At 65.4% G+C, this 15,906-nt stretch carries 13 protein-coding genes; 5 read left to right on the top strand and 8 right to left on the bottom strand.

What is annotated here, in order from left to right; translation table 11 throughout:
• A partial coding sequence (locus G9E11_RS04170) for an acyl carrier protein (RefSeq protein ID WP_246468674.1) occupies positions 1–1,047 on the bottom strand: 1,047 nt, incomplete at its 3' end.
• 2 nt (positions 1,048–1,049) lie between these two features.
• Complete coding sequence (sbnA, locus tag G9E11_RS04175; RefSeq protein WP_190603143.1) at positions 1,050–2,123, bottom strand: 2,3-diaminopropionate biosynthesis protein SbnA; 1,074 nt, start codon at positions 2,121–2,123, stop codon at positions 1,050–1,052.
• A gap of 522 nt (positions 2,124–2,645) precedes the next feature.
• On the opposite strand from sbnA, the gene G9E11_RS04180 reads away from it, so the two are divergent.
• On the top strand, positions 2,646–3,665 hold the full coding sequence (locus tag G9E11_RS04180; RefSeq protein ID WP_311764287.1) for a M20/M25/M40 family metallo-hydrolase: 1,020 nt from the start codon (positions 2,646–2,648) through the stop codon (positions 3,663–3,665).
• Positions 3,666–3,686: 21 nt separating this feature from the next.
• On the opposite strand, the gene G9E11_RS04185 is transcribed toward G9E11_RS04180, so the two are convergent.
• Positions 3,687–4,454, bottom strand: a complete 768-nt coding sequence (locus G9E11_RS04185; protein ID WP_190603146.1) for a 4'-phosphopantetheinyl transferase family protein — start codon at positions 4,452–4,454, stop codon at positions 3,687–3,689.
• A gap of 74 nt (positions 4,455–4,528) precedes the next feature.
• On the opposite strand from G9E11_RS04185, the gene G9E11_RS04190 reads away from it, so the two are divergent.
• Together G9E11_RS04190 and G9E11_RS04195 are read left to right on the top strand one after the other, a co-directional pair.
• Positions 4,529–5,029: a GNAT family N-acetyltransferase gene (locus G9E11_RS04190; protein WP_190603148.1), complete on the top strand. Its 501-nt coding sequence runs from the start codon at positions 4,529–4,531 to the stop codon at positions 5,027–5,029.
• 106 nt (positions 5,030–5,135) lie between these two features.
• Complete coding sequence (locus tag G9E11_RS04195; RefSeq protein ID WP_246468736.1) at positions 5,136–6,413, top strand: alpha/beta fold hydrolase; 1,278 nt, start codon at positions 5,136–5,138, stop codon at positions 6,411–6,413.
• A 170-nt stretch (positions 6,414–6,583) separates the two neighbouring features.
• Here the strand turns inward: G9E11_RS04195 and G9E11_RS04200 are convergent, their stop codons facing one another.
• The 3 genes from G9E11_RS04200 to coaE all read right to left on the bottom strand — a co-directional run bounded on the left by G9E11_RS04200 (position 6,584) and on the right by coaE (position 11,358).
• Entirely contained in the window at positions 6,584–7,609 is a 1,026-nt protein-coding gene (locus tag G9E11_RS04200; protein ID WP_190603151.1) for a TerC family protein, read from the bottom strand.
• A gap of 351 nt (positions 7,610–7,960) precedes the next feature.
• The gene (uvrB, locus tag G9E11_RS04205) at positions 7,961–10,060 is read right to left on the bottom strand and encodes an excinuclease ABC subunit UvrB (protein ID WP_190603153.1); all 2,100 of its coding nucleotides are present in this window, start codon (positions 10,058–10,060) and stop codon (positions 7,961–7,963) included.
• 62 nt (positions 10,061–10,122) lie between these two features.
• A complete protein-coding gene (gene coaE / locus G9E11_RS04210; RefSeq protein ID WP_190603155.1) occupies positions 10,123–11,358 on the bottom strand; it encodes a dephospho-CoA kinase in 1,236 nt (411 codons plus the stop codon).
• Between the two features lie 103 nt (positions 11,359–11,461).
• On the opposite strand from coaE, the gene G9E11_RS04215 reads away from it, so the two are divergent.
• Both G9E11_RS04215 and G9E11_RS04220 read left to right on the top strand, forming a co-directional pair.
• Entirely contained in the window at positions 11,462–12,109 is a 648-nt protein-coding gene (locus G9E11_RS04215) for an IMPACT family protein (RefSeq protein ID WP_190603631.1), read from the top strand.
• A gap of 106 nt (positions 12,110–12,215) precedes the next feature.
• Complete coding sequence (locus G9E11_RS04220) at positions 12,216–12,782, top strand: type 1 glutamine amidotransferase domain-containing protein (protein ID WP_190603157.1); 567 nt, start codon at positions 12,216–12,218, stop codon at positions 12,780–12,782.
• A gap of 91 nt (positions 12,783–12,873) precedes the next feature.
• Here the strand turns inward: G9E11_RS04220 and rpsA are convergent, their stop codons facing one another.
• On the bottom strand, positions 12,874–14,349 hold the full coding sequence (gene rpsA / locus G9E11_RS04225; RefSeq protein ID WP_190603159.1) for a 30S ribosomal protein S1: 1,476 nt from the start codon (positions 14,347–14,349) through the stop codon (positions 12,874–12,876).
• Between the two features lie 192 nt (positions 14,350–14,541).
• A complete protein-coding gene (locus G9E11_RS04230) occupies positions 14,542–15,843 on the bottom strand; it encodes a GNAT family N-acetyltransferase (RefSeq protein ID WP_190603633.1) in 1,302 nt (433 codons plus the stop codon).
• Positions 15,844–15,906: the final 63 nt, after the last annotated feature.

Genomic DNA, 15,906 nt, shown 5'->3' on the forward strand with positions numbered 1-15,906 from the left:
GGTCGTCAGCGGGGAACCGGTCATCAGCGAAAGGGGCGAGGTCCGCATCAGGGTCTTGACCAGCCAGAACCGGAAGTAGGCCAGGCTCCAGATGCGGATCTCCCGCGGACGGAAGCGCCCGATGACGAGCCACTTCGCCGCCACCGGCAGGATGCAGAGTAGTACGAACACCATTGCGGCGAGGCCGATCGCCCGCAGATAGATCTCCCAGAAAGCCATTCCATGACTCAGCCATTGGTGGTTGCCTGGCCCGGCGTTCGGGAACTCCCACTGGTAGCCCACGACCGCCAGCCAGCCGGCAAGGACGCAATAGCAGAGGTAGACGAGCGCCTGCAGGGCGCCGCACATGACGTACTCCCACCTCCGCGCGTCCATGGGCGCCGCCGTCTCCGGCACGGAGGCCACCGCTGGCGAGGTCTCCGGCTCCTTATCCTTTTGCCGGGGAACCTGCAACGCCGCTGCCAGCGCGGAGATATTCGGGTTGCTGTAGATCTCCTTCATGGACACCGCCGGCAGGTCCGGCTGCTTGCGCACCCGGGCGCAGAACTGCGCCATGACCAGCGAGTCCGCGCCCAGATCCTGGAAGAAGTCATCGCCCACCGCGACCTGCCCGACGTCCAGCACGCCGGCCAGCACCTCCGCCAACCGGTCCTGCACCTGCACCGTCACCGACGCCTCTTCCGCCGGTGCCGTCACCTGTTCCGCCGGCGCCAGGGCCCCGGCCAGCGCCGAGATCGTCGGATACTGGTAGATGTCCTTGATGGACACCGCCGGCAGGTCCGGCTGCTTGCGCACCCGGGCGCAGAACTGCGCCATGACCAGCGAGTCCGCGCCCAAGTCGTAGAAGAAGTTGGCGTCCACGGGGACATCGTCCTTCTTCACCACCGATGCGAGCAGATCCGCCAGCCGGCGCTCCAGGACAACAGCCGTACCCGTGGCCGGAGTGGCTGGAGAGCGGCCCCCGGCCGGAGCTGCGGTTGCCTCAGGAATGGGGGGATTGATGGGAGGTGTGGAACGTGGTGGGCTCTGTAGGTTATCGAGACGCATTTTCACTTTAGGAAATTCCCTAGTGCGGCGGTGCCGACGTAATCGGCCACGGGTACGGGTGCTGGGTGCTGTGGCTCCGGCACGGGATCGGACCGTCGGTCCGGGGCCCCTGTCAAACCGGCGGATGCCAGCGCCGCGGCGCCGAAATGATCGTGCACCCAGTCAGGGTTGTAGATGGTATCCAGGTAGGGACGGCCCATGTCCGGGGAGATGGCCACCGCCGTCAGGTCCTGCGCGCCGTGGTCGGTGAGCCAGGACATGGCGCCGTGGACCACGGTGCCGGTGGAGCCACCGAGCATGAAGCCGGCCGCCGCGAGGCGGTGGCAGGCGCGCACCGTGTCCAGTTCTTCGACCATCACCACGTCATCGATCAAGGACTCGTCGAGCTGCGGCGGCCGCACGCTCATGCCCAGTCCCGGGATCAGGCGGACGGCCGGCTGGCCGCCGAACGAGACCGAACCTGCGGCGTCGACCGCGACAATCCGGACATCGGGCCGGTGCTCACGGAAGTACCGTGCGCAACCCATCAAGGTCCCCGTTGTCCCGGCTCCCACAAATAGCACATCCAGTTCGGGGAACTGATTAGAGATCCCGGGGGCAGTCCAGCGGTAGTGCGCTCCCCAGTTGCCGGGATTGGTGTACTGGTTGAGCCAGATGTACCGCTCGTCGGACGCGCACAGGTCCTGCACGTGGTTAAGCCGGGCTCCGAGGAAGCCGTCGACGGGATCCGGTTCGGTGACCAGGTCCACCTGTGCCCCGAGCGACTCCATGAGCTGCCGGGTTGCCGGGTTGCAGCGCGGATCGATCACGCACACGAAGCGGTATCCCTTGCTGGCGGCGATCATGCTGAGCGCGACGCCGAGGTTGCCCGAGGAGGACTCCACGAGGATCGAGCCAGGGCCGATCAGCCCCTCCCGCTCGGCGCGCTCAACCATCTCCCGCGCGGGCTTGAGCTTGATTGAGCCGGCGAAATTAAACCCCTCGATCTTCAGATAGAGGCGGCAGTCCAGCACCCCTTCCAGGTCGACGAACAGGCTCTGCTCGTTGAACAGGTGCGGATCCTTGATAATCGGCATTTTCTTACTCGTTCCCCTGCCATGAGCTTGGTCAGGGTTGGGATATTCCTGCCATGTTCCTGCCAGCTTGTGTGTGAAGGGTGGCGGACATCTGCGTCCGGCCAAATTCACTTTTCAAGAGAGCCGCCCAGAGCGGCACGAACGGAACACTGCGGTCGCCGCTATTTCCCCCAGCAGCGAATACCTGGCTTCCCCACCGCAATATCCGAGATGCAGTTGAGGCTTGTGTTTCGACACTAGACGGGTTTCGTGGCCTACCGCAATCACTTTGAGTACCTGCATCCAAGTACCTGTGAGTACCTACTTACTCGCACACGCACCCCCCGCGCGGCGTCATACTCGACTCTTGTCAAAGTCCTTCCGGGCAGCCTCACCAGGCAGTAACTTTCAATCATGGACGCGTTCCCCTCGAGGTGCAGACCGCGTAGGACCACAGCGGGAGCATTAGTTGCTGTGGTGGCTGTGTTGTTGGCGGCATGTTCATCGCCTGCGGGGAGGGACCCGTTGCCGGCGCCGCCGGCTGTGACTTTGCCAGCGGAAGAATCTCCGCTGACGCAACCGGCCCGGCCCGCACCCCCACCGGGGGCGCCGTCGGCGCCGAGCACAGTCGCAGCAGCCCCAAAGGCCACTGCCAGGCAGGTATTTTCAGCTTTCACCGGCAGGAACCTGATACAGCACCTTGAGGCACTGCAGAAGGCCGCGGACGAATCGGGCGGAAACCGTGCCTCGGGGACCCGCGGCTACGAAGCATCCGCCCGTTACGTTGAGGAACAGCTGCGTGCTGCTGGGTACAAGCCTGTGCGGCAGGTCTTCACCTATCGGGATGAGAACCGCGGGACGGACGTCGAGACCTTCAACATCCTCGCGGACACGGCGGGCAGCGCCCAGCACACCATCGTGGTGGGCGCGCACCTCGACTCCGTGCGCCGCGGCCCCGGGATCAATGACAACGGCAGCGGCGTAGCCGCCTTGATCGAGACTGCCCGCTGGATGGCCGAAACGGGCATCCAGCCGAAGAACCGGGTGCGTTTTGCTTTCTGGGGCGCCGAAGAGGTGGACCTGCTGGGTTCCCAGCACTACGTGGACTCCCTCAGCAACGGGGAAATCGCGCAGACCATGCTGAACCTGAACCTGGATATGGTCGCATCGCCAAACGGCGGACTATTCGTCCACGACGGTGATGGCTCAAGCTTCGGAGATGCCGGTCCGGCCGGCTCGGACGTCATCGAGCGCACCTTCCTGGACTATTTCGCACAGAACGGACTCGCGGCCGCGCCCACGATATTTGAAAATGGCGATTCCGACTACTGGCCCTTCCTGAAAGCCGGCATTCCCACGGGCGGTCTGTTCACCGGGGACGACGACGAGAAGACGGCAGAACAGGTGCAGGAGTTCGGCGGTGTTGAGAACAGCGAGTACGATGCCTGCTATCACAGGGCTTGCGACGACATTTCAAACATCGACCGGCAGATGCTGCACGATATGGCGGGTGCCCTGGGCTACGTGACGGTCGCCTTCGCGATGCTGCCGCGCCCTGATTAGGAGTGTTGCCCGGTGCTGCAGTTAACTGCGAGGCTTCACGACAAGTGCCACTGCTGCAGTGAATGAAAGCGGCAGCCCCACTGAACCCGGATCCACAGCATCGACCACCCAGCGATTACGGCCACCCGTTCCTGCCACCTGGACCGGCAGCAGGGGAACAGAACCGGCAACATCCACGAGAGCCGGGTCAACGGAGGCCAGCCCCCTGCCGAGGGCCTTCAGGACTGCCTCCTTGCGCGTCCATAGACGTGTCTGGAAACCCGGCTGCAGCGCGGGCTCCACCTTCTGCAGTTCTTCCCGTTCCCGCGCCGAAAGTGCCACCTGTCCGAACCCCTCAAAACCTGCGGCTACGCCGCTCTCCAGGTCGACGCCCACCCCCAACACCTGCCCGTCCGTGGACGCGGCCACCAGGCACCAGTCTTCCGCCCTGCTCAGGCTCGCCAGGACGGTCACCTTCCGTGGGCCCGCTCGATACCGCGGCATTCCGTGCACGTGGTCGTCCCTGGTGCACTCCCGGCAGACGTAGTCGGCCTGCAGGTCCCGTACGTCAACTTCTGCGGCCTCGGCGGCATGGCTCCGTAACGCGATGCGCCCGGCCAGGAACCTCTCCCGCCGCACCTGCGAAGCGAACGTCCATGCCAACTGCCGCTCGGCATCGTCCAGGAAATCGGCATGGCCAAGGTCGACGCTGGACAGCCTTACGGCTGCCAAACGGATCCGCTGCACGTCTGGCTGGGGTGGCCTGTTTACGCCGGCCCCCGAAGGGTTGCTGGATTCTTGACGGGTCATTGGATTCAACAGCCTATACGCCAGCGGCATCCTTCGGGCATGCCGCCTCCCCGGAACGCAGTAAGCTCGGATCCATGAGTGTAATCCGTCCCTCCACACCCGCCGATGTTCCCGTAATCCTGCAGATGATCCACGAGCTGGCCGTCTACGAAAAGGAGCCGGACGCCGTCCGGAACACCCCCGAGATGCTCACCGAGGTCCTCTTCGGCAGCAACCCGCGCGTTTACGCCCACATGGCCGAGAACGAGGACGGGCAGGTACAGGGCTTTGCGCTCTGGTTCCTCAACTACTCAACGTGGGAAGGCGTGCACGGGATCTATCTGGAGGACCTCTACGTGACCCCGGAAGCCCGAGGCGAGGGCCACGGGAAGGCCCTTTTGCAGCATCTGGCGGCGACCGCCGTCGAACGCGGCTACGCGCGTGTCGAGTGGAGCGTGCTGGACTGGAACGAACCGTCCATCAACTTCTACCGGAAGCTTGGCGCGTTCCCGATGGAGAATTGGTCCACGTTCCGGCTGACGGGAGCCGCGCTGGCCGAGTTCGGGAGCCGCAGCGAGGTTGGTGTCCATGGCTGAGGCAGCGCTGGACGCCAGCGTACAGAAGGGCCTCAGCGTACAGAAGGGCCCCAGCTCACAGAAGAGCCCTGTCCATACGGTCCGAGCCCGGCACACATTCCGTGGCATGCGCACGGTGGAGCACTGCTTCACCGTGCCGCTGGACCATTTTGCGGACCCGGCCGCTGACGCCGCAGCCGAGACCATAACAGTGTTCGCCCGCGAATACGTGTCCGAGGAACACAGCGAGGCCGAGGCCGCCGAGCTGCCGTGGCTCCTGTACCTTCAGGGCGGCCCGGGCGGACGCGGCAACCGCTTCGCGTCGCTGGGCGGCTGGAGCAAGGCAGCCGCCAAGGACTTCCGCATCTTGATGCTGGACCAGCGGGGCACCGGCCTCTCCTCCCCCATTGACCGCAACAGCCTGCCCCTGCGCGGGGATGCGGCAGCGCAGGCGAGGTACCTTGAGCACTTCCGGGCCGATTCGATCATCGCCGACGCCGAGCTTATCCGCCAGGCTCTCGGCTCGGAGCCGTGGACTGTCTACGGACAGAGCTACGGCGGCTTCTGCGCGCTCACGTACCTGTCTTTCGCACCCAGGGGCCTGCGCGAGGTGCTGATCACCGGAGGGCTCGCTCCGCTCACCGGTTCCCCGGAGCGGGTCTACCGCGAGACCTTCAGACGGGTGGCAGCCCGCAATGCGGAGTACTTCGGCTGGTACCCCGAGGACCGGGAAACTGTAAACCGCATCGCCAGTCACCTCCGCAGCACGGCGGAGTGCCTCCCGGACGGGTCTCCCCTCACGGTCGAGAGGTTCCAGATGGTGGGGTCCTTCCTCGGCGGGAACACCCGGGTGGACACCCTGCACAACCTGCTGGAGGACGCCTTTGTGGAGGCGCCCGGCGGTCCGCGGCTCTCCGATCCGTTCCTGGAGCAGGTCCGCCCCCTGGTCTCGCGGGCAGCCAATCCGCTGTACGCGCTCATGCACGAGTCCATCTACGGCCAGGGCGCGGCCACGGCATGGGCAGCCTGGCGCGTCCTCGACGAGTTCCCGGAATTCCGCCCGGACGCTGCCGACGTACTCCTGACCGGCGAGATGGTTTACCCCTGGTACTTCGAGCAGGACCCTGCCCTCCGCCCGCTGCAAGAAGTGGCGGAACTGCTGGCGGCCAAGGCTGACTGGAAGCCGCTGTATGACACCGCGCAGCTGGCTGCCAACATCGTGCCCGCGGCGGCCGCCGTCTACCGCGACGACATCTATGTGGACCACGGGCTCTCCATGGAGACCGCAGCGGCCGTCCGCAAGTTGTATACCTGGGAAACCGGCGAGTTCCACCACGACGGCATCGCGGACGACGGTGAGGCCATCTTCGGCCGCCTGCTCGGCATGGTGCGCTCCGCCCGCTGAAGCCAGCGCGAACGGGCACACAAGCCGCGCGAACTGGCAGGTAATGCCCTCAAGACGGGGATTTGCGGGCATTACCTGCCCGTTCGCGCTCCGAACCCTCTCGACATGCAAAAAAAGGCAACCCCGGCCACCAGTTGGCCGGGGTTGCTTTCACGCTGAAGCGGCGGAAGCTAGTCGACGTCGCTCAGGCTCTTCCGGGAGTCTTCCTCGAGGCGGGCATCCAGCTTGGCCTTTTGCGCGCCGGAGCTCACCAGGCTGGCGATCACGGCGATGATGATGGTGCCGATGATGACCGCGAGGGACACGTACGTGGGGATTTCCGGGGCCCATTCGATGTGGTGCCCGCCGTTGATGAACGGCAGCTCGTTGACGTGCATGGCGTGCAGGATCAGCTTCACGCCGATGAACGCCAGGATGATGGACAGCGCGTGCTTCAGGTAGATGAGACGGTTCATCAGGCCGCCGAGCAGGAAGTACAGCTGACGCAGGCCCATCAGGGCGAAGATGTTCGCCGTGAAGACGATGAAGGCGCTCTGCGTCAGGCCGAAGATCGCGGGGATGGAGTCGACCGCGAAGAGCAGGTCGGTCATACCGATGGTGACGAAAACGATCACCATGGGGGTGAAGACCTTCTTGCCGTCCACCGTGGTGCGCAGCTTGCCGCCGTCGAACTTTTCGGACATGGGGATGACCTTGCGGAGCTTGCCGATGAGGGCGTTCTCCTTGTCCTCTTCGTCTTCGCCCTCGTCCTGCGCCTGCTTCCAGGCGGTCCAGAGGAGGAAGGCGCCGAAGATGTAGAAGACCCAGCTGAACTGCTCGATTACGATGGCGCCGAGCATGATGAAGATGCCGCGCAGGATCAGCGCGATGATGATGCCCACCATCAGCACTTCCTGCTGGTACTTACGGGGCACGGAGAAGCGGGCCATGATGATGATGAAGACAAACAGGTTGTCGATGCTGAGGCTGTACTCAGTCACCCAGCCGGCCACGAACTGGCTGCCGTACTCGGGTCCCGTGAACGCGAACATGGCACCGGCGAACACGAGGGCCAATGCCACGTAGAAGGCCACCCAGAGGCCGGCTTCCTTCATGGAGGGCTCATGCGGACGGCGCACGACCAGAAGCAGGTCCATAAGGAGGATGATGCCGAGGACGACGAACGAGCCGACCTCGAACCAGACGGGAAGTTCCACAAAAATGCCTTTCGCAGGGTACAGAAAACCGGTGTAAGTCTCTCCGGCGAACCTGTGCACTTGGTGCTGATGTGGCTGCCCGCTACGCCCGGCAGGGCATCTGTGCCCTGCGTGTTGACGTTCGTAGCGCTTGGGATACTCCCCTACGTGACCTCAACTTTACCCTAGAGGCGCGGTCCCCCGCGCCACGTGACGGCCCCGCGCCGCGTGCCGGCCCTGCGCCACGACGGCCCTGCGCCGCCCCGCCACGTGACGGCCCCGCGCCGCGTGCCGGCCCTGCGCCACGACGGCCCTGCGCCGCCCGATGCGCCAGGTGACGCCCCGCGCCCGCGCCACCTGATCCAAGGGTGGCTAGGCGTGCCCGGCCGACTGCATCTGCCGCAGTTCCTTCTTAAGCTCGGATACTTCGTCGCGGATGCGGGCAGCCACTTCGAACTGCAGTTCGGCGGCCGCTCCGTGCATCTGCTCGGTCAGCTGCTCAATCAGGCCCACCAGGTCCTCGGCAGGCGCCGCCGCCAGCCCGTCGGCGCGGACGGTGGCCGCCCCCTTGGCGGCGGACTTGCCGCGCTTGGCGCCCTTGGCCAAACGGTTGTTGTTGAGCAGTTCCTGGGTGTCCGCGTCTTCCTTGGCCAGCTGGTCGGTGATGTCGGCGATCTTCTTCCGCAGCGGTTGCGGATCGATTCCGTTTTCCGTGTTGTAGGCCACCTGGATGGCGCGGCGCCGGTTTGTTTCATCGATGGCATGGGCCATGGAGTCAGTAATCCGGTCCGCGTACATGTGGACCTGGCCCGAGACGTTGCGCGCCGCACGGCCGATGGTCTGGATCAGGGACGTGGACGACCTCAGGAAGCCTTCCTTGTCCGCGTCCAGGATGCTCACCAGGGAGACCTCCGGCAGGTCAAGGCCTTCCCGGAGCAGGTTGATGCCCACCAGGACGTCGAACACGCCCATCCGGAGTTCGCGGAGCAGCTCAACACGCCGCAGCGTGTCGACGTCGGAGTGCAGGTACTCCACCTTGATGCCATGGCCGAGGAGGTAGTCGGTGAGGTCCTCCGCCATCCTCTTGGTCAGCGTGGTGACCAGGACGCGTTCGTTCTTCTCCGTACGGGTCTTGATCTCACCCAGCAGGTCGTCGATCTGGCCTTTCGTGGGCTTGACCACCACCTCGGGGTCGATCAGACCGGTGGGCCTGATGATCTGCTGGACGAAGCCGTCCGCCTTGCCCAGCTCGTATTTGCCGGGCGTGGCGGACAAGTACACGGTCTGGCCTACGCGCTCCAGGAACTCGTCCCATTTCAGCGGGCGGTTGTCCATGGCGGACGGCAGCCGGAAGCCGAAGTCCACCAGGTTCCGCTTGCGGGACATATCGCCCTCGTACATGGCCCCGATCTGCGGGATGGTCACGTGGGACTCGTCCACCACCAGCAGGAAGTCGTCCGGGAAGTAGTCCAGGAGGCAATGCGGGGCGGTTCCGCGGGCGCGGCCGTCAATGTGCGATGAGTAGTTCTCGATGCCGTTGCAGAAACCCATCTGCTGCATCATCTCGAGGTCGTAAGTGGTGCGCATCCGCAGCCGCTGGGATTCCACGAGCTTGTTCTGGCTCTCCAGGACCTGGAGCCGTTCCGCGAGTTCGTCCTCAATCCGCTTGATGGCACGCGCCATCCGCTCGGGGCCGGCCACATAGTGCGAGGCCGGGAACACGTACATCTCCTCTTCGTCCCGGATCACCTCGCCGGTCAGCGGATGCAGGGTATGGATGTTCTCGATCTCATCCCCGAAAAACTCGATCCGGATGGCCAGTTCCTCATACATGGGAATGATTTCCACGGTGTCGCCGCGGACCCGGAACGTGCCGCGGTGGAAGTCCATGTCATTGCGGGCGTACTGCATGGACACGAATTTGCGCAGCAGGTCATCACGGTTCATCTCGGCGCCCTTGCGCAGCGTCACCATACCGGCGATGTACTCTTCCGGCGTGCCCAGACCGTAGATGCAGGACACGGTTGCCACCACAATCACGTCGCGGCGGGTGAGGAGCGCGTTGGTGGCGGAGTGCCGGAGCCGCTCCACTTCCTCGTTGATGGAGGAGTCCTTCTCGATGAACGTGTCCGTCTGCGCCACGTACGCTTCGGGCTGGTAGTAGTCGTAGTAGGACACGAAGTACTCCACCGCATTGTTCGGCAGAAGTTCGCGGAACTCGTTGGCCAGCTGCGCCGCGAGGGTCTTGTTCTGGACCATCACCAGCGTGGGCCGCTGGACCTGCTCGATCAGCCACGCGGTGGTGGCGCTCTTGCCGGTACCGGTGGCGCCGAGCAGCACCACGTCCTTTTCGCCGTTCCTGATGCGCTCCGTCAGTTCTGCGATGGCTGCCGGCTGGTCACCGGCGGGCTGGAACTCACTGATGACCTCGAAGGGCGCAACGACCCGGTTGACCTCCTGCGCAAGACTCATGCATCTAATCTACAGCCGGCCACTGACAGGAACTCCTGATTCCGCTTTGGGCTGTACTGGGTTCAGCGCTGACCCGCGTTGGCGGAGCTGGAAACGTACGACGGCGGCTGCCAGCCGCTGCTTTCGGCCCACCGTTCCATTCCGGGAGCCCCAACGTCGCGGAACCAGGCCTCTTTGTCGTCGGCGTAGCCGGACGTGTTGGCGTCGGACGCATGCAGGGCGGCCAGCCTGCGCTTCTCCGCGGCATACTCCCCCCGTGCCGCTGGATCGGCGCGCAGCCAGTCGCGGAAGCAGAGGGCAAACCGCCAGCCCGGCGAACCGGCCACCCGGACATGGAGATTCACCGGACGGGCCGGATCTGCGTTGCCGTGCAGGCGCTTGGACCAGGCAGCGGGGTCAAAGCGCCCGTGGGGGCTGTCCATCAGGACGCCCGGCCAGAGCGGGAACCCTGCGGCACCCAGCAGGGGGGCAATCCGGTCTGCCGTCGCCAGATCAGCCACCGCGAGCTGCAGGTCGATGACGTCCTTCGCCCTGAGGCCGGCAACCGACGTCGACCCGATGTGGTCCACGGCCAGGACACCCTCCGGGGCGGCGGCCTTCAGCCGCTCGGCCAGACAGGCAGCCTGGCGCGGCCAGTCCAGGTTCGGGGCCACGAGGAGGGGCGCGCCGCTGCGGCCGGCCACCGCGGCCTGGCTGATGTTCCGCGCGAAGGGCACGAGCCGCCCGTCCCACAGACGGTCCACGGCAGCCAGCAGCTCCTGCCGCGTGCCGGCGTTGGGAAGGACCACGTCCGCAGCGGCGAGCCGGTCCTGGCGGGACGCCTGGGCGGCCATCCGTGCACGGGCGTCCGCTTCAGTCATCCCACGGTGCCCGGTCATGCGCTGCAGCCGGACATCCTCGGGCGCATCCACCACCAGCACGAGGTGGAAGTTCTTCTGCTGTCCGGTTTCCACCAGGAGCGGGATGTCCTGGACCACCACCGCGTCCCCCGGCGCGGCCGCAATCACCGCCGCGGCGCGTTCGCGCACGAGCGGATGCACGATGCCATTGAGCACGGCGCGCTGTTCCGGCTCCTGAAACACGATGGCCCCGAGGCGCGGCCGGTCGAGCCTCCCCTCGCCGTCGAGGATGTCCGGGCCGAACGCTTCCACGACGGCGGCCAGCCCCGGAGTGCCCGGTTCCACCACTTCACGGGCGATCGCGTCGGCATCGACGAGCACTGCCCCCAGTTCTTCCAGGCGCGTTGCCACCAGGGACTTCCCCGAGGCGATGCCGCCCGTCAACCCAATCTTCAGCACTCCCCAAGACTAGACTGAAGCGGTGGCAGACGAGGCAGTCCCAACACATAAAGGGGCAATACAGACCGAGCCGACACAAAGCAGCCGGTCCGCGTACACCGCGCTGGCTGCCGGGGACGGCTTCCGCCATGAGATCGAGATCAAGCGCTCCCGGTTCATCACCGTCCTGCGCCGTGCGGGGACCGAAGAGAATGCCCGCGCGCTGGTGTCTGAACTCCGCCGCGAGTTCCATGACGCCCGGCACCACTGCTCCGCGTTCGTCCTGGGGCCGGACCGGGACATCCAGCGGTCCAGTGACGACGGCGAACCCTCCGGCACCGCCGGAATCCCGATGCTGGAGGCCCTGCTCCGGCGGGAAACCGCACCCGGGGTGACGGACCTCAGCGACGTAAGTACCGTCGTCGTGCGCTACTTCGGGGGGATCCTGCTGGGAGCCGGCGGGCTGGTGCGCGCCTACTCCGAATCAGTCTCGACGGCGCTGGAGCTGGCACCGCTGGTGCAGCGCCGGCGGCTGCGCATCTGTGCCGTCCGGGTACCTCACGCCGCGGCAGGGCGTCTTGAGAACGACCTGCGCAGCGCGGGCTATGCGATGGCGGAGACCGGCTACGAAGCCCAGTCCACGGTGCTGCGCATCGCGCTGCCGGACGCCCCCGGTGACCTGGCCGCGGCCGCCGACCGGCTGGCCGCCCTGACAGCCGGAAGCGCCGGCCTCCAGCGCGAGGACACGGAGTGGATTGACGTTCCGCACTGACGGATTGCCAAGACGGGCGGCTGCCGGAAAAGAATCATCAGCTTGCTTATGACTTTGCGCTTTTCTAGGGTGGACGTGTAAGGCACCACACGGAAAAGGAGGACGCATGTCAGAGCACGACATCACCGGCAAGAGGGTCGCCTTCCTGTTGACGGACGGCGTGGAGCAGGTTGAACTGACCAGCCCGTGGGACGCCGTCAAGAACGCCGGCGGCGAACCTGTCCTGGTGGCTCCGAAGAGCGGGAAGCTCCAGGGTTTTGAGGGCGTCGAAAAGGGCGACACTTTCGACGTCGACCTGACCCTGAAGGACGCCAACGCCGCGGACTTCCACGCACTGGTGATCCCGGGCGGCGTGGTGAACGCAGACCACCTCAGGGTGGACAAGGACGCGCAGGCGTTTGCCCGCAGCTTCTTTGAACAGCACAAGCCGGTGGCGGCCATCTGCCATGGCCCCTGGCTGCTCATCGATGCGGGCGTCGTCAAGGGCAGGAACCTCACTTCCTACCACACGCTGGCCACAGACCTGCGGAACGCGGGCGCCAACTGGAGCGACCAGGAAGTCGTGGTGGACCAGGGCTTCGTGACCAGCAGGAAGCCGGACGACCTTCCCGCATTCAACGACAAGGTGCTGGAGGAGATCGCCGAAGGCGAGCACGCCGGCCAGACCGCCTGACGTTCCCCAGGCAAGAACGGTAAACAAAAAGGTGGCCGCCCCCTCTCGGGGACGGCCACCTTTTCAGTGGCAATTAGCTAATGCCTGGCAATTAGTTGCCGGTCAGCTTCTCGCGCAGAGCGGCAAGCGCCTCGTCCGAAGCAAGCGTGCCTGCACCGGAATCGGTGGCAGCCGGCTCGGAGGAGTAGCTGGTGGTGCCGGAGTCGCTCTCACCGGCCGTTGCAGCTGCAGCGTCATCGGCGGCGTGCTGGGTGACCTGCTTCTTGTGTGCTTCCCAGCGGGTCTGGGCGTCAGCGTACTGCTGCTCCCAGGCGGCGCGCTGGTTCTCGTAGCCTTCAAGCCACTCGTTGGACTCCGGGTCGAAGCCCTCCGGGTACTTGTAGTTGCCCTCTTCGTCGTACTCTGCGGCCATGCCGTACAGAGCGGGATCGAACTCGGTGCTGTCGGCGTCAACGCCCTCGTTGGCCTGCTTGAGGGAGAGGGAGATGCGGCGGCGCTCGAGGTCGATGTCGATGACCTTGACGAACAGTTCGTCGCCAACGGAGACAACCTGCTCAGCGAGCTCCACGTGGCGGACAGCCAGTTCGGAGATGTGAACGAGGCCTTCGATGCCGTCTTCGACGCGAACGAACGCACCGAACGGAACGAGCTTGGTAACCTTACCCGGAACAACCTGGCCGAGGGCGTGGGTGCGGGCGAAGGTCTGCCACGGATCTTCCTGCGTAGCCTTGAGCGACAGGGAAACGCGCTCGCGGTCCAGGTCGACCTCGAGAACCTCGACGGTGACTTCCTGGCCAACTTCGACAACCTCGGACGGGTGGTCGATGTGCTTCCAGGACAGCTCGGAAACGTGAACCAGGCCGTCTACGCCGCCCAGGTCCACGAAGGCACCGAAGTTGACGATGGAGGAAACGACGCCGGGACGGACCTGGCCCTTTTCCAGCTTGTTGAGGAACGTGGAGCGGACCTCGGACTGGGTCTGCTCGAGCCATGCACGGCGGGACAGCACAACGTTGTTGCGGTTCTTGTCCAGCTCGATGATCTTGGCTTCGATCTGCTGACCGATGTACGGAGCCAGGTCGCGCACACGGCGCATCTCGACGAGGGATGCGGGCAGGAAGCCGCGCAGACCGATGTCGAGGATAAGACCACCCTTGACAACCTCGATGACGGTACCGGTGACAACACCGTCTTCTTCCTTGACCTTCTCGATGTCGCCCCAGGCACGCTCGTACTGAGCACGCTTCTTGGAGAGGATCAGGCGGCCTTCTTTGTCTTCCTTGGTGAGCACCAGGGCTTCGACCTGATCGCCAACGGAGACGACGTCTCCGGGGTCAACGTCGTGCTTGATGGAAAGCTCGCGGGAGGGAATGACACCTTCGGTCTTGTAACCGATGTCGAGCAGAACTTCGTCGCGGTCGACCTTGACGACGGTACCTTCGACGAGGTCTCCGTCGTTGAAGTACTTGATGGTGGCGTCGACAGCTGCGAGGAAGTCCTCAGCGGTACCGATGTCGTTGATCGCGACTACGGGGGTACCGGGCTTCTCGGTGGAGGTGATGGTCATGTAGTAGGGGCTCCGTTGTGGATAGTTAGTCGGTCAGGCAAACCGCCGCGCCTGCGTTATGGAACGCAGGCGCAGGTGCGGGCACCTCGCAGGGAAGTGCCTGGTCATCCTGATTTTGTGGATTAAAGAAAAAGCATGCACGTAGTACACGCCCGTTTATTCTAGTGGCAAGCGCCAACCGGGGTCAAAGCGCTAAAAGTGTGTCAGGCAGTGCGGCGGACGTTCGACGGCGAACATGCGGGCGGCGCGGAACGCCGCGCCCGGCGTGTGCTCCAGAATGCGCCCCGACGCCGCCAGGGTCACGGGGCTGACCCCGCCAAGGTAAATGGCGGACAGCGCCGCGACATCCAGCTCGAGGTCCGGTGCGGTGAGGTCCGGCGCGCTGGGGTCTCCGGAGGTGACCTCTGCGCCGCCGCCGTCCGCTTCCAATGTGAAGGTGCCGCCGGTCAGGCCGAGGGAGTCGGAGACTTTCAGCACCAGCCGCCCGTCAGCCGGGTAGTGGCGGGCTTCCAGGGCCTGCTTCACGTCGAGGATCCGCAGCCAGAGCATGTCCCGCGCTTCCGTGGCCTCCACGCAGCGCGCGTCCTCGAGGGCCCACCGGAGCGTATCGTCCACCGGCGCTTCCTCCCAGGTGATCCGGTCCACCAGGTCGATGGCGGCCAGGTACTGCCACAGCTCGAGGTACGCCGCTCCCGTCGCCGCGACCAGGTCCACGACTTCCATGGTGTACGGGGTGCTGGTCCAGCCGGCAAACCTGTACGAGACGTAGCCGTCCACGTCGCCGCCGGGCCCGTAGTGCAGCGCCACCTTGACCTTCGGGTCTTCGCCCCCCTCGCGGCTGACGGATCCCGAGGCGAACTGCCGGTAGAACTCGTGCCGGCCGATGGATCCGGGCGTGCTGCGGTGCAGACGCTCGAAGACCTCCGGAGCCAGGTCCAGCAGCACCTTGGGGTCGGCCACCTCGACGCTGCCCACCGGTGTGTGGTTGAGCCGGAAACGCGCAGTGGTGTCCACCTTCATGGACTGCTCGGACGTTGCCACGCCAAACCCGAACCGGCCATAGATCGAGGCCTCGGACGCCGTGAGGGCGGCCATCGCGAGGCCTTCCTCCCGGGCCAGGGCCAGGTCCTCCCCCATCATGCGGCGCAGCAGGCCGCGGCGCCGGTGTGAGGTGCGGACCGTCACGGCGGTCACCAGCCGGGTGTCCAGCAGCCGGCCAAAGCCGATGTTCAGTGTCTTGGTCATTGTCCCGAAGGTGGCAACGGGCACGTCGGCTCCTAGTGAGTGGCAGGCCACCGTTCCGGCCTGGTACACCCCGGTCATGACGCGCCCGTCGGTGCGCTGCAGCTCGATGCTCTTGTCCACGCGTTCCTCGCTGCGCCGGGCATCGTGGAAGCCGAAGGCTACCGCCTGCATCCAGGCAACCGACTCCCCGTAGGCAGGATCGTCTTTGGCCGCCGCTTGGAACCGACGGATTTCATAGTCAGCGCTCAGATTAGACACAACCCCGAGCCTAGCCAAGGTCCCGACAGCCCGCCATAGGCAAGCTGAAGTGCC

The sequence above is a fragment of the Arthrobacter ipis genome (assembly GCF_014694315.1).
In the GTDB taxonomy this organism is placed as follows: domain Bacteria; phylum Actinomycetota; class Actinomycetes; order Actinomycetales; family Micrococcaceae; genus Arthrobacter; species Arthrobacter ipis.

Excerpts from the sequence above, each read along its gene's own strand:
- sbnA (WP_190603143.1), bottom strand. The coding sequence starts at position 2,123 with ATGCCGATTATCAAGGATCCGCACCTGTTCAACGAGCAGAGCCTGTTC.
- G9E11_RS04185 (WP_190603146.1), bottom strand. The coding sequence starts at position 4,454 with ATGACCCGTCAAGAATCCAGCAACCCTTCGGGGGCCGGCGTAAACAGG.
- G9E11_RS04190 (WP_190603148.1), top strand. The coding sequence starts at position 4,529 with ATGAGTGTAATCCGTCCCTCCACACCCGCCGATGTTCCCGTAATCCTG.
- G9E11_RS04195 (WP_246468736.1), top strand. The coding sequence starts at position 5,136 with ATGCGCACGGTGGAGCACTGCTTCACCGTGCCGCTGGACCATTTTGCG.
- uvrB (WP_190603153.1), bottom strand. The coding sequence starts at position 10,060 with ATGAGTCTTGCGCAGGAGGTCAACCGGGTCGTTGCGCCCTTCGAGGTC.
- G9E11_RS04220 (WP_190603157.1), top strand. The coding sequence starts at position 12,216 with ATGTCAGAGCACGACATCACCGGCAAGAGGGTCGCCTTCCTGTTGACG.
- rpsA (WP_190603159.1), bottom strand. The coding sequence starts at position 14,349 with ATGACCATCACCTCCACCGAGAAGCCCGGTACCCCCGTAGTCGCGATC.